Genomic DNA, 19,889 nt, shown 5'->3' on the forward strand with positions numbered 1-19,889 from the left:
GGCCCCGGCTTGCCCCCGGCCTGCCCTCCTCCGCCCGATGTCAGTGGTCGCCCTTACCGTTGAGGCATGACTGAGAACACGGGGATCTCATACGTCAAGGGGGACGCCACCGCGCCGCAGGGCAAGGGCGTCAAGATCATCACGCATGTCTGCAACGACCTCGGCGGCTGGGGCAAGGGCTTCGTCCTGGCTCTCTCCCGGCGCTGGCCGGAGCCGGAGGCCGCCTACCGGAAGTGGCACCGCGAGCGCGCGGGGAACGACTTCGGGCTGGGCGCAACCCAGTTCGTCCGGGTCGGGGAGCGGCTGTGGGTGGCCAATGTCGTGGGGCAGCGCGGCATACGTACGGGCAGCAAGGGCGTCCCGGTGCGGTACGAAGCCATCGCCGCGGGGCTCGGCCGGGTCGCGGCCAAGGCCCAGGAGCTCGGCGCGTCGGTCCATATGCCACGGATCGGCTGCGGGCTGGCGGGCGGCAAATGGTCCCGGGTGGAGCCGCTGATATCCGAGCGGCTCACCCGACACGGCATACCGGTGACGGTCTACGACCACTGAGGCCCGCGCCCGCCCTGCCCCCATCCTCACGAGGGTGTATCTGAGTACACCCCTGCCCGGCATCCAGACACAGTGGCGGCGGGCCCGCCGGGCGGCATTGTCGGTGCCATGCGAAGGAATTCCGTCGACATCAGGGCGATGGCCCTGTTCCTCACCGTTGCCTTTGTGGCGGCCGGAGCGCTGGGCGCACTCCAGCCCGCGACCCGGATACCGAGTGAGGTCATCCAGCTGACACAGTTCGGACCCGCACTCGGGGTGGGCCTTGCCGCGCTGCTCTGGCCGGGGCGCGTGCGGGAGCTGCTCGCCGGACCCGTGCCGGGCCGCAGCCGTCAGGGGGTGCTCCTGCTCGTCACGGCGCCGCTGATCATCGCGCTGAGCGTCGGCGCGTACGCGGCGCTCACCGGGGACGCGCACTCCACGCGGCCGGGCGCCCCGTTCGCGTTGATCGCCGCGGCACAGCTGATCGGCGCGTGTGGCGAGGAGATCGGGTGGCGCTGCTTCCTGCAGCCGCTGCTGCTCACCCGCTTCGGCCCCCTTGCGGCGTCGGTCGCGGTGGGCGTGGTGTGGGGCGTCTGGCACGTCCAGATTTTCGCCGGACACCCTGTGTATGCAGGGGCGTTCATGACGGCGGCCGTGTCCATGTCGGTGGTGATGGGGTGGGCCCTTGAAGGGAGGCGGGCTTCCAGGCTGCTGCTCGCAGGGGGCTTTCACGCTCTGATCAACCTCGGCATGCTGCTGTTCATGGACGAAGAGTCCGGCGCGGTGCTCCCGATGGTGCTGTTCGGCGCCTCGTGCCTGGCAGCGGCGGGACTGTGGACGTGGAAGAGCGCGGGCAGGGCACGCTCGACGGCACCAACACCAACACCGGCACAGGCACAGGCACCAACACCGGCACCGGCACCGGAACCGGCTAGGATCCCCCCGATCATGGACGATGTTCGATAAGCCACGTGCGGTCGCCTCCCGCGCCTGTGTCGCCGTCGGCCGGTGCCAGCTGGCGAGCCTGCATGCCCTCGCGGTGTCGGCGGTGGGCTCGCTGGTGGTACTCGCCCTGCTGCTGATGCCCGTGGGCGTGGGCTTCCGGCTGCTGCCGCCCGCCGCGCGGGCCCTGCGCGTACTGTCCGATCGTTCCCGTTCACGCGCCGACCGGTGGACGGGCGTCCGTATCGGCCCACCGGAGCCGCTGCCCGCGGACCGTGCCCTCAACGCCCGCAAGAGGTCGGGCGCGATCATCGCCGATGAGGGGTTCTGGCGCGACCTGGCGTGGGCCTGGCTGGAGCCGGTGACCGGCGGCCTCCTCGTCGCCGTACCCCTCGCCCTGGTCGAGTACGGGGTGTTCGGCGCACTGGTGCAGCCGTTCGTCTGGCGGCTCATCAACGACGGCAACTGGTACGCATTCGTCCCCGTGCACAGCACCGCCACCATGTGTGCCGCCCTTTTGCTGGGCCTTGCCTTCATGGCTGCCGGACTGCTTGCCGCCCCCGCCACGCTCCGGCTGCACGCCCGGGTGAGCCGACCGCTGCTTTCCGCGTCGCGCAGCGTCCAGCTCGCCCGGCGCGTCGAGCGGCTCGCCGGCACCCGTGCCAGGGCCCTGGACACCCAGGCCGCCGAACTGCGGCGCATCGAGCGGAACTTGCACGACGGCGCACAGGCCCGGCTGGTCGCCCTGGGGATGACGCTGGACCGCGCCACCCGGCTGATGGAGACGGACCCGGCGGCGGCGCGCGAGCTCCTGCTGGACGTCCGCCGAACGTCCGAGGGCGCCCTGCAGGACCTGCGCAACCTGGTGCACGGCATCCACCCGCCGGTCCTCGCCGACCGGGGCCTGGGCGACGCCGTCCGGTCGCTGGCGCTCGACAGCTTCCTCGACGTCCACGTCGAGACCCGGCTGCCGGGCCGCCTCCCGGCACCGGTCGAGTCCGCCGCCTACTTCGCGGTGAGCGAGGCGCTGACGAACGCGGCGAAGCACTCCGGGGCCCGCGAGGTCGGCATCGTCCTGACCCACGAGAACGGGCTGCTGCGCGCAACCGTCACCGACGACGGTCACGGCGGCGCCGACCCCTCACGGGGCACCGGGCTGGCCGGTGTGCGACAGCGATTGGATACCTTCGACGGCACCCTCGACCTGCACAGTCCGCAGGGCGGACCGACCACCGTGACGATGGAGATTCCGTGCGCGTTGTCCTCGCCGAAGACCTGTTCCTCCTGAGAGACGGGCTGATACGCACCCTTCAGGAGCACGGCTGCGAGGTCGTCGCGGTGGACAACGGCCCGTCGCTGCTGCGTGCGCTCCTCGAGGAGGGGGACGCGGCACCGGATGCCGCCGTCGTCGATGTGCGGCTGCCGCCGACCTTCACCGACGAGGGGCTGCAGGCCGCACTCGAAGCCCGTCGCCGGCGGCCCGGACTGCCCGTCCTCATACTCTCCCAGTACGTCGACCAGCTGTACGCGAACGAGCTGCTGGCCGGCGGCGAGGGAGGCGTCGGGTATCTGCTCAAGGACCGGGTCACCCACACCGGGCAGTTCATCGACGCGGTCCGCCGGGTGGCTGCCGGAGGCACGGTGATGGACCCTCAGGTCATCGCCCGGCTGCTGTCGCGCAGCGACGCCCGGGGCACGATCGGCGGCCTGACCCAGCGTGAGCGGGATGTCCTCGAGCTGATGGCCGAGGGCCGGTCCAACGCGGCCATCGCCGCCGGCCTGCACATCAGCGAGAGCGCCGTCGCCAAGCACACCGCAAGCATTTTCACCAAGCTCCGGATCCACCCGTCGGCGGACGACAACCGCAGGGTGCTGGCCGTGCTGGCCTATCTCAAGCGCTAGGACGCCGTGTTCACCGGACAGCGCGCCGGGCTGCCGAAGGAGAGCCCGACGCGCTGCCGGACAACGGACGGCCGCACCCGGTCCGGTGCGGCCGCACGGCCGACTAGCCGACGGAGCCGATCACCGGGTAATGGTCGGAGAGGTTGGTGTAGGTGTAGTCCTTGCCCCAGCTGGAGACCGTCCAGGGCGCCGACTGCTCCTTGACCACGCCGTTCTGCCAGCCCGAGGGGCGGGCATGACCGTTGCGGTAGAGGACGTAGTCCAGGTCCTCGCGAGGATCGTCCGGGTAGCGGTACTTCGCGATGGAGTTCTCCTGGGTGTCGAAGGAGTACAGGTGGCCGGTGCGGCTGTCGGCCGGGGCCACGTCGGCGTTGCCGAGCAGCGCGCTGTACTCCTCGCTGTGCGAGTCGATGTTCAGGTCGCCGGCGAGCATGACCTCCTCGTCCGCCGGAATGTTCTTGGCGTCGAGGAAGGCATCGACCTCCTTGAGCTGCTTGGCGCGGTCGGCGGCCGCCTCGCCCGCCTTGCAGCCCGAGTCGGTGGACTGGGTGTGCGTGCCGACCACGTGCACCTTGGTGCCGTTCACGTCCAGCACCGCATAGACGAAGCCCTTGTTGGAATAGGAGTCCGCACCGCAGGCGTCCTTGTAGATGTACTGCTCCTTGCGCAGGATCGGCCACTTGCTCAGCAGCGTCACCCCGCCGTCCTCCGGGGTGACGGTCGAGTAGGCGCCGCCGGTGGCGTCCCAGCCGTCCTTGCTGCGGCCGACGACCGGGGTCTGGTGCGGGTACTGCGCCGAGGCGTTGGACTTCAGGGCGTCGGAGGAGGAGTTGTCGAAGGCTTCCTGGAGGACGACGACGTCGTTGCCCTGGAAGAAGTCCGCGGCCGGAATCGCCTGCGCGCGGTGGTCCTGGCCCCAGTTGGGATACAGGTTCTTGCTCATCATGAAGACGTTGTAGGTGAGCACCTTCAGACGGGGCGTTTCGGCGGCCGACGCCGCGGGTGCTGCGGTGGTGAGGGCGACGGCGGCCAGGGCTGCGGCTATCGCGGCGGCCCGGGACGTGCGCAGCGCTGAGTGCGACACGGGAACTCCCTGTGGGGTGGGGCGTGATCCGGTGACGCTCATCCAATCAGCTGAGGTTACTTCGAGGTAACCATCTGGGGGGAAGGAGATTGAGGGGAGGGAGACATCGGCGAGGATTGAGGGGAGAGGCACCGGCCGCGGCCGTGGTCGAGGCGGCAGCCGCCGAACTGCGGCTCCGTGGGCGGGGGTTGGTGCCGCCGCCGCTGCGGATCGCTCCGGCCCTGTTCCCGGCGTACCGGGACACCCCTCGACCGGGGACGGATCCCCGTGCCCGCCGGCCCTGGGGGAGCCCTGCGGGGAGTCGTATGATGATTAACGGGATGAAATCAGAACGAAGCGCAATGCATTCCGAAGAACGAAGCGCGATGGCATCCGAGCGAACGGATCCGCTGCCCCCACCGCCCGGAGGGGTCCTCTGGTCGCTGGTCGGCGACATCCGCATGCTGCTGACCCTGCCCGCCGCGCTGACCATGCAGGTCGCACACCCGGCAGTGGGCGCGGGCGTCGACGATCACTCCGTATTCCGCACCGACCCGTGGGGGCGCGGCGAGCGCTCCCTGGTCTCCCTCCAGATGTGGGTGTACGGCGGCGAGCAGGCCGCCGAGGAGGGGCGCCGGCTGCGGCGGCTGCACAAGACCATCCAGGGCACCGATGCGCACGGCCGCAAATACCACGCGCTCAGCCCCGCCTACTACGCCTGGGTGCACGCCACCGGCTACCCCGTCTTCCGGCATGCGCAGCGCTACCTCGGCCGCCCCTTCACCGAGGCGCAGGAGCGGCAGCTGTACGCGGAGTGGCTGCAGGTCGGCCGGATCCTGGGCATCCACGACCGCGATATGCCGCAGACGATCGAGGAGTTCTGGCCCTACTACCGCAAGGTCCTTGACGAGGAACTCGAACAGAACACTGTGGTACGGGAGTTGATCGCACCCGAAGGGCCGATACCGGTGCCCGACCGGGGCCCGCGGTGGCTTCTGACGCTGCTCCGGCTGACGTGGCCCTGGGTCTCCCCACGCTTCGCCCGGCTGCGGCGCTTCGTCACCGTCGGGCTGATGCCACCGGACGCGCGGCGCGCCATCGGCCTGGAGTGGACCGATGAGCAGGAGCGCCGGCTGCGTCGCTTCGGACGGGTGGTGCGGGTGGTGGTCCCGGTGCTTCCGGAGCGGCTTCGCTATCTGCCGCTCGCGCGCCGGGCACGCCGGGCGGCGCGCGGCTGACACAGCGGAGGGGCCGGGGACGTCAAGCCCCCGGCCCCTCACTCACTGCTCACTAAGCACCCACTCAGTGCCCGTGCGCCTCGTGCACATGGTTCGTGGCCGCGATCGACTTCCACGACTTCGGCTGCGCCACCGGCGCCTTCCGCGTGTCTATCGTGACGCCCTTGGCCGCCCCCACGGACGGCTTCGCGGCCTGGAACAGCCAGGTGTCGAAGAACTCGCCGAGCTTCTTCCCGGACTTCTTCTCCGCGAACTTCACAAAGTCGGCCACCGAGGCGTTGCCGTACTTGTTCTCCGTCGGCCAGGACTTCAGGAGACCGAAGAAGACCTTGTCACCGACCTTGTTACGGAGCGCCTGGAGGGCCAGCGCCCCACGGTCGTAGACCGCGATGTCGAACTGATTCTCCGCGCCGGGGTTGCCCGGCTTGACCTTCCAGAACGGGTCGTCGGCCGGGTGCTGCTGGTAGACGTAGTCGGCGAGCTCCTGCGCGGTGCCCTCGCCCTCCTTCTCCGACCACAGCCACTGGGAGTAGCGGGCGAAGCCCTCGTGGACCCAGATGTCCTTCCAGTCCTTGAGGGACACGCTGTCGCCGTACCACTGGTGTGCCAGCTCGTGCACGACCACGGAGACGTTGGCGCCCTTGTCGAACGCCTTCGATCCGTAGAACGGGCGGGTCTGGGTCTCCAGCGCGTACCCGGCCGGTACGTTCGGCACGTAGCCGCCCAGCGCGTTGAAGGGGTAGGGGCCGAAGATGCCCTCCTCCCACTCCACGACCTCGGCCGTGCGCTCGATGCTGGCCTTCGCCGCGCCCGCGTTGCTGCCCAGGTCCTTGCTGACGGCGTTGATGACCGGCAGGCCGTTGGCGGTGGTGTCCTTGGTGATGTCGAACTTGCCGACCGCGAGCGTGGTCAGATACGTCGACTGCGGCTTGTCCGAGCGCCAGTTGTAGCGCGTCCAGCCGAGCTTGGAGGTCTCGGACAGCAGCACACCGTTGCTGAGCGCCTGGGTGCCGTCCGGGACCGCCACCGAGATGTCGTACGTCGCCTTGTCGGTGGGGTGGTCATTGCTCGGGTACCACCACACGGCGGCGTCCGGCTCCTGCGCCACCACACCGCCGTCGGGCGTACGCGCCCAGCCGGAGTATCCGTCGATCTTCACCTCGGAGGGCTTGCCCGCATAGCGGACCACGACGGTGATCTGCTTGCCCTTCTCCAGCGGTGCGGCCGGAGTGACCTCCAGCTCGTGCTTGCCGGAGGTGGTGAAGGCGGCCTTCTTGCCGTTGACCCGGATCTCGCTGACCTTGAGGCCGAAGTCCAGGTTGAAGCGGGAGAGGTCCTGGGTGGTCGTGGCGAGCAGGGTCGCCGTGCCCTCCAGGAGATCCGTCTTCGGCTGGTACTTGAGCCGCAGGTCGTAGTGGGACACGTCGTACCCGCCGTTTCCGCTCTGCGGGTAGTAGCTGTCGCCCACCCCCGGCGCCCCGGGTTCGAAGCTGGCAGCCGATGCCGGGATCGCCAGCAGCAGGCTGAGCACGGCCGCACCCGGGACGATAAGTCTGTGACGCACGAGTCCTCCAAGTCGGTGGGGAGAGGGATCTCTTGGGCCCTGATTCCGGGACCCCCTGTACGGGACCCCCATGTACGCGACCCTATGTACTCATCATGGTCATCGTCATGTCCATGGCCGCATCCGACACATGACCGACATCTCATGGACACGGACCCGCAAGGCCCCCTTCTGTACGGGAGTTGACCCGCGCTACCGTCCGCCCGTGACCATACGTGCGCGGAAACCCCGCATCCCTTGGAAAGTCTTCGCATGGGCGGCCACCGTCGCCCTGTTGCCCCTGCTCATCAGCCCGAACGCGGGCGCTGCCGCGGCGTCTTCGGCGCCCGGCGGGAGCAGACCCGTGTACTCCTACGACCATGCGATCCGCGAGACGGTCTGGGTGGACACCCGGCTGGACGGCGACACGGACGGCAGGACCGACCGGGTCGCCGTCGACATTGTGCGGCCCCGCGAACCCGCCCAGCAGGGCCGCCGCATACCGGTGATCATGGACGCCAGTCCTTACTACTCCTGCTGCGGACGCGGTAACGAGAGCCAGAAGAAGACCTACGACGACAAGGGCCGCCCGGTCCAGTTCCCCCTTTTCTATGACAACTACTTCGTGCCGCGCGGCTATGCGACCGTGCTGGTCGATCTGGCGGGCACCAACCGCTCGGACGGCTGCATCGACATCGGCGGACGCTCCGACATCCAGTCGGCGAAGGCCGTGGTCGACTGGCTGGGCGGCAGAGGGCGCGCCTATTCCGCCCGTACGGGAGGCAGACCCGTCGCCGCCGGCTGGTCCAACGGCAGCACCGGGATGATCGGCAAGAGCTGGGACGGCACCATCGCCAACGGCGTCGCGGCCACCGGGGTCAAGGGCCTCAAGACCATCGTCCCGATAGCCGGGATCTCCTCCTGGTACGACTACTACTTCGCCAAGGGCGCCCCGCTCTACGACTCCGGCCCCGACACGCTCGCGAAGGCGGTCGAGAGCCCCGAGGCGCAGAAACGTTGCGGCGCCGTACAGAAGAAGCTGGTCGACGGGGCACCCCGGACCGGGGACTGGACGGATCTGTGGACCGAGCGCGACTACGTCCGCGCCGCGGGCAAGGTCCGCGCCAGCGTCTTCATGGTCCACGGGATGCAGGACCTCAACGTCCGCACCCGGCACGCCGGACAGTGGTGGGACGCGCTCGCCCGGCACGGCGTCGAGCGGAAGGTCTGGCTGTCCCAGACCGGGCATGTGGACCCGTTCGACTACCGGCGTGGCGCATGGGTGGAAACCCTGCACCGGTGGTTCGACCACTATCTGATGGGCTACGACAACGGCATCCAGCGCGAGCCGATGGCGGACATCGAGCGGGCCCCCGACAAGTGGTCCACCGATGCCCGGTGGCCCGCGGCCGGTACGGCGGCGACCACCCTGCGGCCCCGCAACGGCACCACCCCGGGCGTCGGCGTCCTGGGCAGCAAGCCCGCACCGCACGGCGCGACCGCGGCCTTCACCGACGACCCGAAGCTCAGTGAGGCCGACTGGGCCGCGGCCATCGATCAACCGACGCCCGCCAAGGCCGGGTTCACCACCGGCCCGCTGTCCGCACCGCTGCGGCTGTCCGGCTCCGGCAAGGTGACCGTCACCGCCACCCCGAGCACCTCGACCGCGCATCTGTCCGCCGTCCTGGTGGATCTCGGCCCGGACACCATCCGCAATTACGGGGCCGAAGGCGAGGGGATCAGCACCCTCACCCAGCGCACCTGCTGGGGCGCCGGCACCAAGGGCGACACCGGCTGCTTCAAGAAGACCGCCGCCGACACCCAGAAGGTGGCAGGCACCGTCTTCAGCCGCGGCTGGGCCGACCTCGGCAATTACGCGGACGAGCACAAGGGCCGCCCGCTCACCCCGGGCAAGCCGTACACGATCACCCTGGACCTGGCCGCGAGCGATCACATCGTGCCCGCCGGCCACCGTCTCGCGCTGATCGTCGCCGGGACCGACGCGGGCCTGATCGACCCGCCGTCGTCCAGGCCGAAGCTGACCCTCGATCTGGCGCGTACCGCCGCCGAGCTGCCGCTGGTCGGCGGCGCCCCGGCGTTCGCCCGCGCCACGGCGGGCGCCGCGCCGCACCCCGCCGGCGCACGGCTGGACGGAATCGTCCCGCCGCGCACGATCAGCCGCATCCCGTCCGCGGGATGACCGGCCGGGGGCCGCCCCCACCCCCGGGCGGCCCCCTTCCCGCAACCCCTCGATCCAAGGGAGGCACCCCCCGTGAGACACCACTCCCGCAGCTTCGCTCTCGGTGCACTGGCCGTCGGAATGCTGGCCACCCTCGCCACGGCGCTGCCCGTCGCACCCGCCGACGCGGCCGGCTCGCACCTCCCCCGTACGGGCTTCGAGACCAGCCACGGAGCCCGCTGGACCAGTCAGCCGGAGGAACGGTCCTTCCTCGCCGCCGTCGACCGTGCCACCCCCCGGGTACGGATCGACCGCATCGGCACCACCGGACAGGGCCGCCCGCTCCAGCTCGTACGGATCGGCGCCCCGGCCCCCGAGCGTCCGCAGGACGTCCGACGTGGGACGTCCCTCCTCCTCATCTGCTCCCAGCACGGCGACGAACCCGCCGGACGCGAGGCCTGTCTCACCACCGTCCGCGATCTCGCCTACGCCAAGGACCGGGCGACCCGCCGCTTCCTGGAACGCACCAGCGTGCTGGTCGTACCGACCGCCAACCCCGACGGCCGGGCGGCGGACACCCGGGAGAACTCCGACGGCAGCGACATCAACCGCGACCACCTCGCCCTGCGGACGCCCGAGGCCCGTGCGATCGCCGCCGTGATCCGCGACTACCGCCCCGACACCATCTACGACCTGCACGAATACAGCCCCACCGCCCCGTACTACAGCAAGGACCTGCTGTCGCTGTGGCCGCGCAACCTCAACACGGCGGACGCGGTGCACCGCGAGTCCACGGCCCTGTCGAAGGAATTCGTCGAACCCGCTGTCCGGAAGGACGGCTTCAGCACCGGGGTCTACGGCATCTGGACCGACCCGGTGACCGGCGACCCCGTCAAGCAGGTGGCGGGCGACGGCCAGGAGCGGATCCTGCGCAACACGGCGGGGGTGAAGGGCTCGGTCGGACTGCTCGTCGAGACCCGGACCGATGCCCTCACCGACGCGGAGAAGGCCGATCCCGCGGTCAACAACCGGAGGCGAGTGATCTCCCAACTGGCCGCACTGAAGGGAGCATTCACATTCCTCGACCGGCACCGTGCGCGCATCGAGGCGGCCACCACGAGTGCCCGCCTCGCCGGATACACCGATCGCGGGCCGGTCTACCTCGGCGGTGCCGACAACGAACCCGCCACGGATGAGCAGGTGTTGTCCGACCCGCCGTGCGCATACCGCCTCGACGCCGACCGCTTCGGCGAGGTCAGGGACGAACTCGCCCTGCACGGCGTCAGATGGCGGTGGGACGGCGACGGAGGCGCGGTCGTACCCCTCCGTCAGTCGGAGCGGAACCTCATCCCGCTGCTGTTGGACCAACGGGCCGCATATCACCTTACGGTCGCGACGCCGGTGGACGTCTGTGACCTGTGATAGGGGGTAACTGGTAGGAAAAATATGGCCAGTTGAAAGAGCCCGGAAAGCCAGACGGCCAGACGGCCAGCAGGCCAGCAGGTCGGACGGCCGGAAGGGCCGGAAAGGTCAACAGTGTCGGACACAGTCAACGAAAAAGGAGGCGGAGGCGGCTCGCCGCCCGTGGCGGAGCCGCCCGGAACCCCTCGGGAAGCGTCCCCGCAGACCGACCGCGTGGTCTTCGGCGTCACCGCCCTGCTCACCCTGGCGTTCATCGCCTGGGGAGCGGGGTCCACCGCATCGCTCAAGAACGTCTCGACGTCGATGCTGCACTGGGTGATCGACAACGGCGGCTGGGCCTTCGTGCTCGCCGCCTCCGGTTTCGTCATCTTCGCCATCTGGCTGGCCGTCAGCAAATACGGCCGGATCACGCTCGGCAAGGAGGGCGAGCAGCCCGAGTTCCGCACGGTGTCCTGGGTCGCGATGATGTTCAGCGCGGGCATGGGCATCGGCCTGATGTTCTACGGCGTCAGCGAACCCCTGGGGCACTTCGTCAAGCCGCCGCCGGGGACCGCCCCCGAGGACGCCGCCCAGGCGATGGACACGGCGCTGGCCACCACGCTGTTCCACTGGACGCTGCACCCCTGGGCGATCTACGCGGTCGTGGGGCTGGCCATCGCGTACAGCTGCTTCCGGCGGGGGAGACGGCAGACGATCAGCGCGGTGTTCACGCCCCTCATCGGCAAGCGGCGGGCAAACGGCTGGGGCGGCCAGGTCATCGACATCCTGGCCATCTTCGCCACCCTCTTCGGATCCGCGGCCTCGCTCGGCCTCGGCGCCCTGCAGATCGGCAGCGGCATCAAGGTGCTGGGCTGGATGGACAGCGTCAGCACCACCCTGCTGGTCATCATCATCACCGTCCTGACCATCGCCTTCATCCTGTCCGCGGTCTCCGGCATCGCCAAGGGCGTCCAGATGCTGTCCAACATCAACATGGTGCTGGCGCTGATCCTGGCGGTCTTCGTCTTCGTCGTCGGACCGACCGTGCTCATCCTCAACCTGGTGCCGACCTCCATCGGCTCCTTCCTCGGTGAACTGCCGCAGCTGGCGGGCCGCACGGAGGCGAGCAGCGGCAGCGATGTGGGCGGCTGGCTGCGCAGCTGGACCGTCTTCTACTGGGCGTGGTGGATCTCCTGGACGCCCTTCGTGGGCATGTTCATCGCCCGGATCAGCCGCGGCCGGACGATCCGTCAGTTCATCGGCGGCGTGATTCTCGTGCCGAGCGTGGTCAGCCTGGTCTGGTTCGCGGTCTTCGGCGGTTCGGCCATGAAGCTGCAGCACGCGGGGCGGCTGAACGGCTCGACCACCTCGGAGGGGCAGCTCTTCGATGTGCTGCACCAGTATCCGGTCGCGACCGTCACCAGCATCCTGGTGATGATCCTGGTCGGCATCTTCTTCGTCTCGGGCGCCGACGCCGCCTCCATCGTCATGGGCACCCTCTCCCAGAAGGGAACCTTCGAGCCCACCCGCCTCGTTGTGGTCTTCTGGGGGGTCGTGACCGGCGCGGTCGCCGCGATCATGCTGCTCATCGGCGGCGGCTCGGGCGACGCCCTGACCGGACTGCAGAATCTGACGATCCTGGTCGCGGTGCCGTTCATGGTCGTGATGATCGCCATGTGCTGGGCGCTGCTGCGGGATCTGCGCAGCGATCCGCTGATCGTACGGGGGCAGAAGGGCGAGGAAGCCGTCGAGATGGCCGTGATCGCGGGCCATGAGCAGTACGACGGGGACTTCGAGTTCCGGATCGGGCCGGGGAACGGCAACGGGAAGGGGAACGAGTCCGGCCGCGAGGATTCCGCGGACGCCGAGCCGGAGCAGTGAGTGCGGAGCAGTGAGTGCGGAGCGGCGATGGTGAACGGGGGGGTGAAGCGGTGAGTGTGCGGAGGGCCGGGACCGCCGGCCCTCCGTGGCCGCTCGGCCGGAGTTCGGTGCCCCTTCACGGACCAGTCCCGCCACCTCGTGCGCGCACCCCCGTGCTCGCGGCGGTGCGGTCGAGGACAATTCCGTACGGCTGAGGCAGGGCGTGGGACGCAGGACGTCCGCGCCCCTCCCTTGCCAAAGGTCAAAAACGAGCCCGGTGCCAGGCTTCCGCCTCGGACACCGGGCCCCTTTCTTGTTACTTCTCGCCGCCGCCGCCCCCGACGATGTTGTTGCAGCCCATGCTCGAGCCGATCGGGGTGGACTGCGCGCCCGCCGGGCCCTCGCCGTTGAGCGCGTTGCCCAGAATGCCGTTGGCGATCCCCACCTCACCGAGGACGTCGACATTCAGGTCATGCGAACGGCACGAGCTGCCGGACTTGACGTTCCAGGCGTCACCGCCGCCCTTGCCGCCGCCGTACCCGCCAGCGGCGTTGGCAGTACCGGCGCCGAGCAGGGCGACGCTGCCGAGAGTGGCGACTACAACGGCAGCCGTACGAAGCTTGCGCATTTTTCTTCTCCCGAGATTGAACGGATGCGATCAGTGGTTGATCGACTTCACGCTGTGACTGAAGGCTAATGCGACATATCCCACAATCGGTTAGCGGCGCGCCGAGTCATATGAACGTGTCGTCATTCGCGGTGCCGTCGTGAAGTGCCGCTCCGGACCGTGTTCCGCATCACCGGCAGTGGTGCCGATGGGAACTGATGGCCCGTCGGACGGGGCCGGGGGCGTCTCGCCGCTCGCGTTGCCGGTTGCATGGCGAGCCGTAGGGCGCCCACCGGACTCATCCGGGGGCGCCGAAAAAAGGGGGGAGGATGGCGGTGCCGGTGGCGGCCCCGCGCGATGCGGCCGTGCCCGGACCGGGCGGCGGCCGGTCGGCGATGGCTCGGGTGTGCCGCCAAGTTGTTTGCCACGTACCGCAGTTGCTGTTCATGCGGCAATGCCCGGTGGCGCGGACGGCGGATACGAAGGCGGGCGCGCCACCCCGGCGTGATCTTGGTGTAACCCTCCGGCCGTCATCCGGACAAAACCGGACCTTAGGCTGGTAGGAGCACCGTCGGCCCGTGAGGAAGCCCCATGCCCCGCGCTGCGCGCGCCCTGCCCGCCTGGCTCGCCCATCCGCTCCGCTGGCAGCGGCTGCCCGTTCCGTGGGCGGCCGTCGCCCGTGGCGCGCTGTGCGCGGGACCGTTGCTCGGCGTGGGCATCGCCACCGGCCGTACGGCGGCCGGCGTACTGGCCGGACTCGGGTCGATGCTGGCCGGCGTCAACGACCGCCCCGGCACCCGCCGTACCGGCATCGTCCACATCGGCCTGCCGGCCCTCGCCTCGGCGCTCGGCATGCTGACGGGCGCCGGGCTCCAGGCGGCCGGCGCGGGGTGGTGGATCGTTCCCGTGCTGTTCGCGGTCGGCTTTGTCTCCGGCGCGGGCAGCATCGCCGGGCCCGTCCGCTCCACGGCCGGAATGCAGATGCTGGCCACCACCATCCTGGGCGCCGGTATGCCGCTGCCCGGCGCGCCGTGGGAGAAGGCCCTCTACGTCCTGGCCGGCTGCCTCTGGCTGCTTCTGCTGCGCCTCGTACTGCGCTCGCCGCGCTCCGCGGGCGGTGCGCTCAGCGGTGAGCGGGCCGCCGTCGCCACCGTCTTCGACGCGCTCGCCGACGCCCTCGGAGCGGTGGGCGGTTCCGGCGCCGAGCCCGCCCGGCGCCGCCTGACCGCCGCTCTGGACCGCGCCGACGAGGCCCTGCGCCTGCGCCGTCTGACCAGCAGACTGCTGCTCCGTCCCGCCCGTGCGGAAGAACTCCTGCTCGCCGAGCGGTTCGCCGCGGCGACGGCCTTGTGCGAGGCCAGCGTTGCGCTGCTGTGGGAGGCGCGCCCGCTGCCGGCGCGTGTCGCGGAGAGCCCCCGGCGGTTCGCGGACGGTCTGCGCACCGGGCGGCCGCCCGGGCGGCTGTCCGCGCCGGCGTCCAGCTCGGCGGCGCGGGGGGCCTTCGACCGTGCCCTGCTGGACGCGGCGGTCGCCTTCGACCGTACGGAGCCGGTGTCGCGGCCCGAGGAGCCGCGGCGCGGTGGTCTCGGGTGGTCATCGCCGGTGCGTCGGGTGCTGAGGGCCGTGGGACGTCCGACGTCCCACGGCCGCAGCCTCCTGGGACCGGCCGGACGGGACTACGGCCTGCGGGTCGCCCTCTGCATCGCGGCCAGCACCGCCGTGGCCCTGCTGCTGCGTGCCGACCACTGGTACTGGCTCCCGGTGACCGCCACCTTCCTCGTCAAGCCCGACCTGGGCCCGCTCTTCTCCCGTACGGTCAACCGCTTCGCCGGGACCGTCGCGGGCGTGCTGGTCTTCGCCGGGGCGGGGCAGCTGCTGACGCCGGCGGGAGCGGGGGTGTGGTGGCCCGCCCTGGTGGCCGGCGCGGGCGGCGCGCTCCTGCCGTTCGCCACCCGCCACTTCGCGCTGCAGACCGTGGCGATCACCCTCATGGTGCTGTCGTTCGTCCATGTCGGCGGCGATCCCCAGGCCGCCTTCGAGCGGATCGTCGACACCTCCATCGCCTGCGGCATCGTGATCGTCGTCGGCCATCTGCCGCACCTCGCGGACCCCCGCCGACGGGTCGGCCAGCGGGTCACCGCGGCACTGCGCGCCACCGAACGCTTTCTGCGGCACGTCCTGGAATCCGAGCCCGGGGCGGACCCCACCGACCGGCTGGCGCTGCGCCGCGCCGCCTACCGGGCGCTGGCCGAGGCCCGCACCACGGCCGAGACCGCCGCGGCCGAACTCCGCACCGCCCGCGACCACAGCCCCGACTGGCTGACCGCCGTCACCGCCGCCGAACGCATCATGGACGCCGCCACCGCCTGTGCCGTACGCCTCGACCACGGCGCCCGCCGCCCGAGCCCCGAAGAGGCCGAGCGGCTGTGCCGGGCACTGTCCACCATGGCCGACGCCCTCGAGGACCCGCGGCGCCGGCACACCGGCACTCCCCGCACACCCGCCCCCGCGCTGCGGGCCGACCCGGACTGCGCCACGCTGACGGACGTGGCCGCCGAACTGGAGCGTCTGCGGGGGTATGCGGGGACGGCGTAGGCCCCCGAACCCCGCCGAGCCCCGCATACGCGCCCGCCCCCGCTCCGCCTCACTTCCGGGGTATGCGCGCGAACGTCTCGATCCAGAACCGCTGCGCCTCGCTCGACGCACCGACCAGATACGTCGAGCGCAGCTTCGGCGGCAACAGGGGCAACAGCCGGGCCACCGCATCCTGATGCGCTCTGAGCTGCGACAACTCTGCGTTGGCCAGGATCTGGTGGACCAGATCGCTGTCGTTGGACCCCTCGCTCGACTCGGCCGCCGCCTTCCGCAGCCGCTCCTCCCAGGCATCGATGCCGTCGGCCAGCTCCCGCAGCCCGGTGACCGGACGCTCGCTGAGCCGGTCGATCAGGGCGGTCAGCGGCACCGGGGCATACTCGCCGTCGCCCAGATACACCAGGCCCATCTCCAGCGGCAGCCCCCGCTGGTGAAGCTTGATCAGCCGCTCGATGGTGCGCTTGGTGATCCAGGCCCGGCCATCCTCGTCGATGTCGTGCTTCCACCACTCCAGGACCGTCTCCGCGACCGCGCCGTACTTCGCGATCAGCCACTCATTGGCCGGGATGTCGCCGGGCTCGATCGTCAGCGAGGCGGTGAAGCGGGTCGCCTGGGCGATGTTGTTCCGCGCGACCAGAAGCTTGCGGCCCAGGTGGTAGGGCGGATTCTGCACGGCGATCTGCGCCCGCAGATTCTCGATCCGCCGCCCGGCCAGGGACCACTCCTGGGTGATCTCCATCAGCTTGGCGAACGCCGCCTTGTCCTTGGGGCGGTTGTACTCGTCCCAGACGATCACCTTCGGCTCCGGCCCCAGAAACGGCCCGGCCAGGAGGTTGTCCAGCGACCCGTCGGCGCTCGGGATCGGCGCGCAGAGGTCCTCGACATTGGTCACCGGCATGGAGAAGTAGAGCGGCTCGCGCCCGTCCAGTCCGTCCCGGACCGTCTCGCGCACCAGCTCCGTCTTGCCGCACCCGGGCGGCCCCTGCAACAGCACCGACCAGCGGTTGCGCAGCGCCGCTCGGACGACCGAGCGCACCGGATCGGGAATCGTGACGGGATTGGCCGCGCCGATCGCCGTGGCCATGCGGTCCAGGATCTCGGCCGTACGGTCCTTGCCGGGCTTGCCGTCGGCGCGCTGCTCACACAGCCGCAGACGCTCGCCGTTGACCAGCGGCAGCCCCCAGCGCAGCGGGAAGCCCTCCTGGGCGTTGGCCAGGATGTGGTCGATGGTGCGCGGCGAGAGCAGCTCGCGCAGTGCGGGGTTCAGGGCCGCCCAGGTGGTGAACACCTCGCGCAGATTCCAGTGGGGGTACTTCGCGGCCAGCTCGTACCGCCAGGACGTGTCGTTGGCGGTGATCCGGAGCGTCACCATCCGGTCCAGTACGGCCAGATCGCTGCGCCGGGCCGCCGTCTCCGCCAGCGACTCGTTGTCCGTGAGGAAGACCCCGATACAGCCGAGCGCGCGCAGATCGAACTCGCCCAGCGTCCAGTTGCAGGCGATCTGCATCAGCTGCGACTGGATCGTCGACCCGGCCTGCAGCGAGTCGTCGATCAGCAGCACGAACGGCCTGCCGGGACGCAGCTGGCTCATCACCAGCTGCCGCAGGACCAGTTCGCCCGTCCTGCTGTCGCGCACCGGGGCGTTGGCGAGGAGATCGTCGGGCGTGAGATTGGCGGCCGGGACGAAAACCAGCTCGGCGTCCGGGTACGCCTTCGGCACATGGGTGAAGAAGGTCGCGGTCTTGCCGATGCCGTGCTCGCCGAAGACCTGGCCGGTCTGCCCCATGTCGATCATCGCGTCGATGAACGACTCCAGCCGGGACACACCCGTCCAGCCCTCGGGTGGCACCGGATAGGTGGCGTTCGCCCGCCAGCGCTTCTTCCCGGTCCCCGCTGCGGCCTCCGGCGCGGTCTTCGCGGCGGCCTTCGCCGCCGTGGTCGGCATCGTCGGCTTCGTCGGCGTGGTCGTGCTCATCGGTCTCCTGTCGTCACCCGGTGGCAGGCCATCTGCGGGGTGTGGTGGTCGGGCCAGTCGTCGCCGCCCTCGGTGATCAGCCAGATCCATTTGTCCGGCTCGGCGGGGGTGATCGCCGGTGCATAGCCGTCGGTGAGCATCACGACGGCGTCCGGTATCTCGTCGAAGAGCCGGCCGTCGACCGCGGTACGGCCCTCGACGTAATCGGCCACCGCCTGAAAGCTCGTGCCCCCGCCGCCGTACACCCGCTCCCCGGGCCGGAACGGCATCACCACGCCGTCGAACGACAGCCAGTGCGCGGTCACTCCGTCGATCTCGCCGACCAGTCTCGTCAGCCAGGCCACCACGCCGTCGGGCATCGACCCCGAGGTGTCGTACGCGATGACCAGCACCTTCTCGCGCTCCGGACCGCGCCGCGACAGCACCGGGTCATGGCCCAGCGCGGCCAGCAGGGCGCCGCGCTTCTTCGGATAGACCAGCCGCTCACCCTCGCGGAGCTTCGAGGCCAGGACATCGACGAGCCAGCGCTGCCACCAGTCGACCTTCCCCGTCCGCGCGGTCTCACCGCGCAGCGCCCCGGCGCCCAGCCGCCCCCACATCTTGGTCGCATGCTCCGACGTCCCGTCCGTACGGTCCATCAGATCGAGCAGCTCCCGCTCCGCGCCCGGGTGTCCACGGCGCGCGGCCAGCAGGGTGTTGAGCAGCGCGGAGGAGACGGCCTCGTCGATGGTCTCCTGGTCGGAGCCCATCGCGGAGTCGGCGAGGTGGACACAGACCGCCGGCGGCGTGGGCGGCTGCTTCATCCGCTTCAGCTCGCGGAACACACTCATGTCCGTCTCGACGAAATCGTCGTAGCCGAGGGGCTCGAGGCCCTGGTCCGTCAGATCGGCGACGTAGTCCCGGTGGACCTCGCGCGGGTCCACGCCCGTCGGAGCGCCGTCGAGCAGCGGGAGCTCCTTGCGGCCTAGCCGGACGAGCGCGACGTGATTGATGGACACCTCGGCGGCGAGCGTGAAGACCGGGTCGTCACGCAGCTCCGGATCGGCGAACAGATGCCGGTGCACCAGATGCCGCGACTCGTGGAAGAGGACGAACTTCACGCCCTCCAGCCCCAGTCGGACGAAGAAGTCAGGGTTGTAGAGCAGCGGGCAGGTGCCGTCCCCCGACGCCACCACCGCGGCGGTCGCCACGGCTGTCGTCGGAATCTGGTGATGGCACTTCGCATAGATCCACGACGCGACCACGGAATCCGTCAGCCCGAAATCCAGCAGCGCGGCCTCCTTCAGCCGCCGCGCCTCCTCCACCACCGCCGGTTCCGCCGGCCGCCAGCGCTCCAGCGCCCGACGGTCGGTCAGATCGACCACCGGCCGGTGCGCCGCGGTTTTCGCGTCGTACGCCATGTCCCACCCCCGTTTTCCGCTGCTTCTATTCGTATCAGCAGCCACTGACAACGGATCTTGGCGAGCCCCGCGAAAAAGATCCGCGCCCTGCCGGCGGCCCGGCTACCGTGAGCGGATGTCGTACCAACTCAACGCCGCCATAGGGGACTTCGACCGGTTGCGGAGCTGGGCGGCCGCGGTTCCGGAGGCGCTGGTTGCCCCGCTTCAGCAGCGCAGGGGACTGATACCGCTCACCGGCTCGCTCCTGGCCGAGCTGCCACGGATGCTGGGTGATATGTCCCAGGGCGGGGCGATCGCCCATGTGGAAGCGGAATTCTGGGGCGGCAGCGGGCATCAGGTCGCGTCGTTGTGGCGAGACGGTGCGCAGGTGTGGGGGCCGGAGCGCACCTCGGCGTTCACCGCGTCACGGCGGGACTGGCCGATCAATGCGGTGCTCGCCCGGCTGGGGGTGGCCCCGGCCGGCTCCGGAGCGCCGGAGTACTGGGACCTGTTCCTGGAAGTGGGGCTCGGCCGGGGCCGGGACGAGGAGGACTGGCGGGGCGCCGCCCTGAAGGCCTACGACGTGGCGGACTACGACGCGTGGTGCGAGCGTGTGCGGGCGGAGCGCGAAGAGACGGAGCGCGCCGCCGCGGAGCGTGCCAAGTACGAGCGGCTGTCCG

The 19,889-nt window shown here is 70.5% G+C and carries 14 protein-coding genes; 9 read left to right on the forward strand and 5 right to left on the reverse strand.

All coding sequences use genetic code 11. The features are described 5' to 3' along the window. Positions 1–66: 66 nt before the first annotated feature. The 4 genes from ADL29_RS26225 (at position 67) to ADL29_RS26240 (ending at position 3,372) form a co-directional block, all read left to right on the forward strand. Positions 67–549 carry a macro domain-containing protein gene (locus ADL29_RS26225; RefSeq protein WP_053926057.1) on the forward strand — a complete coding sequence of 161 codons (483 nt, stop codon included), beginning with the start codon at positions 67–69 and terminating at the stop codon, positions 547–549. Between the two features lie 108 nt (positions 550–657). Beyond that, positions 658–1,494, forward strand: a complete 837-nt coding sequence (locus tag ADL29_RS26230) for a CPBP family intramembrane glutamic endopeptidase (protein ID WP_245689639.1) — start codon at positions 658–660, stop codon at positions 1,492–1,494. After that, positions 1,484–2,758, forward strand: coding sequence for a sensor histidine kinase (locus tag ADL29_RS26235; protein ID WP_053926059.1), 1,275 nt, complete (start codon positions 1,484–1,486; stop codon positions 2,756–2,758). Before ADL29_RS26230 ends, ADL29_RS26235 begins: the two co-directional genes overlap by 11 nt. Further along, positions 2,722–3,372, forward strand: a complete 651-nt coding sequence (locus ADL29_RS26240; RefSeq protein WP_053926060.1) for a response regulator transcription factor — start codon at positions 2,722–2,724, stop codon at positions 3,370–3,372. Before ADL29_RS26235 ends, ADL29_RS26240 begins: the two co-directional genes overlap by 37 nt. A gap of 103 nt (positions 3,373–3,475) precedes the next feature. Here ADL29_RS26240 and sph read toward each other — a convergent pair whose 3' ends face one another. Then, positions 3,476–4,456 carry a sphingomyelin phosphodiesterase gene (gene sph / locus ADL29_RS26245; protein ID WP_053926061.1) on the reverse strand — a complete coding sequence of 327 codons (981 nt, stop codon included), beginning with the start codon at positions 4,454–4,456 and terminating at the stop codon, positions 3,476–3,478. A gap of 365 nt (positions 4,457–4,821) precedes the next feature. Between sph and ADL29_RS26250 the strand changes: the two genes are divergently transcribed. Further along, positions 4,822–5,673: an oxygenase MpaB family protein gene (locus ADL29_RS26250; RefSeq protein ID WP_053926062.1), complete on the forward strand. Its 852-nt coding sequence runs from the start codon at positions 4,822–4,824 to the stop codon at positions 5,671–5,673. Between the two features lie 64 nt (positions 5,674–5,737). Here the strand turns inward: ADL29_RS26250 and ADL29_RS26255 are convergent, their stop codons facing one another. Further along, positions 5,738–7,237 (reverse strand): M1 family metallopeptidase, encoded by a 1,500-nt coding sequence (locus tag ADL29_RS26255; RefSeq protein WP_053926063.1) that lies wholly within the window; start codon positions 7,235–7,237, stop codon positions 5,738–5,740. A 130-nt stretch (positions 7,238–7,367) separates the two neighbouring features. On the opposite strand from ADL29_RS26255, the gene ADL29_RS26260 reads away from it, so the two are divergent. The 3 genes from ADL29_RS26260 (at position 7,368) to ADL29_RS26270 (ending at position 12,677) form a co-directional block, all read left to right on the forward strand. Then, on the forward strand, positions 7,368–9,416 hold the full coding sequence (locus tag ADL29_RS26260; protein ID WP_078971297.1) for a Xaa-Pro dipeptidyl-peptidase: 2,049 nt from the start codon (positions 7,368–7,370) through the stop codon (positions 9,414–9,416). Positions 9,417–9,536: 120 nt separating this feature from the next. Then, a complete protein-coding gene (locus tag ADL29_RS26265) occupies positions 9,537–10,817 on the forward strand; it encodes a M14 family metallopeptidase (RefSeq protein WP_053926134.1) in 1,281 nt (426 codons plus the stop codon). A gap of 162 nt (positions 10,818–10,979) precedes the next feature. Continuing rightward, positions 10,980–12,677, forward strand: coding sequence for a BCCT family transporter (locus tag ADL29_RS26270; protein ID WP_053926065.1), 1,698 nt, complete (start codon positions 10,980–10,982; stop codon positions 12,675–12,677). Between the two features lie 295 nt (positions 12,678–12,972). Here the strand turns inward: ADL29_RS26270 and ADL29_RS26275 are convergent, their stop codons facing one another. Then, entirely contained in the window at positions 12,973–13,284 is a 312-nt protein-coding gene (locus tag ADL29_RS26275; protein WP_053926066.1) for a hypothetical protein, read from the reverse strand. Between the two features lie 570 nt (positions 13,285–13,854). Between ADL29_RS26275 and ADL29_RS26280 the strand changes: the two genes are divergently transcribed. Next, positions 13,855–15,858: an FUSC family protein gene (locus ADL29_RS26280; RefSeq protein ID WP_053926067.1), complete on the forward strand. Its 2,004-nt coding sequence runs from the start codon at positions 13,855–13,857 to the stop codon at positions 15,856–15,858. Between the two features lie 49 nt (positions 15,859–15,907). Here the strand turns inward: ADL29_RS26280 and ADL29_RS26285 are convergent, their stop codons facing one another. Both ADL29_RS26285 and ADL29_RS26290 read right to left on the reverse strand, forming a co-directional pair. Then, entirely contained in the window at positions 15,908–17,830 is a 1,923-nt protein-coding gene (locus tag ADL29_RS26285) for an AAA family ATPase (protein WP_078971298.1), read from the reverse strand. After that, entirely contained in the window at positions 17,827–19,230 is a 1,404-nt protein-coding gene (locus tag ADL29_RS26290; protein ID WP_053926068.1) for a DUF2201 family putative metallopeptidase, read from the reverse strand. Before ADL29_RS26290 ends, ADL29_RS26285 begins: the two co-directional genes overlap by 4 nt. Positions 19,231–19,889: the final 659 nt, after the last annotated feature.

The organism is Streptomyces chattanoogensis (assembly GCF_001294335.1).
GTDB classification, from domain to species: Bacteria; Actinomycetota; Actinomycetes; order Streptomycetales; family Streptomycetaceae; genus Streptomyces; species Streptomyces chattanoogensis.

What these genes read in the sequence shown, in the direction of transcription:
- ADL29_RS26235 (WP_053926059.1), top strand. Translation starts at nt 1,484, where the DNA reads ATGTTCGATAAGCCACGTGCGGTCGCCTCCCGCGCCTGTGTCGCCGTC.
- ADL29_RS26260 (WP_078971297.1), top strand. Translation starts at nt 7,368, where the DNA reads ATGACCGACATCTCATGGACACGGACCCGCAAGGCCCCCTTCTGTACG.
- ADL29_RS26285 (WP_078971298.1), bottom strand. Translation starts at nt 17,830, where the DNA reads ATGAGCACGACCACGCCGACGAAGCCGACGATGCCGACCACGGCGGCG.
- ADL29_RS26225 (WP_053926057.1), top strand. Translation starts at nt 67, where the DNA reads ATGACTGAGAACACGGGGATCTCATACGTCAAGGGGGACGCCACCGCG.
- ADL29_RS26275 (WP_053926066.1), bottom strand. Translation starts at nt 13,284, where the DNA reads ATGCGCAAGCTTCGTACGGCTGCCGTTGTAGTCGCCACTCTCGGCAGC.
- ADL29_RS26280 (WP_053926067.1), top strand. Translation starts at nt 13,855, where the DNA reads ATGCCCCGCGCTGCGCGCGCCCTGCCCGCCTGGCTCGCCCATCCGCTC.
- ADL29_RS26290 (WP_053926068.1), bottom strand. Translation starts at nt 19,230, where the DNA reads ATGGCGTACGACGCGAAAACCGCGGCGCACCGGCCGGTGGTCGATCTG.
- ADL29_RS26265 (WP_053926134.1), top strand. Translation starts at nt 9,537, where the DNA reads ATGCTGGCCACCCTCGCCACGGCGCTGCCCGTCGCACCCGCCGACGCG.
- ADL29_RS26230 (WP_245689639.1), top strand. Translation starts at nt 658, where the DNA reads ATGCGAAGGAATTCCGTCGACATCAGGGCGATGGCCCTGTTCCTCACC.
- ADL29_RS26250 (WP_053926062.1), top strand. Translation starts at nt 4,822, where the DNA reads ATGGCATCCGAGCGAACGGATCCGCTGCCCCCACCGCCCGGAGGGGTC.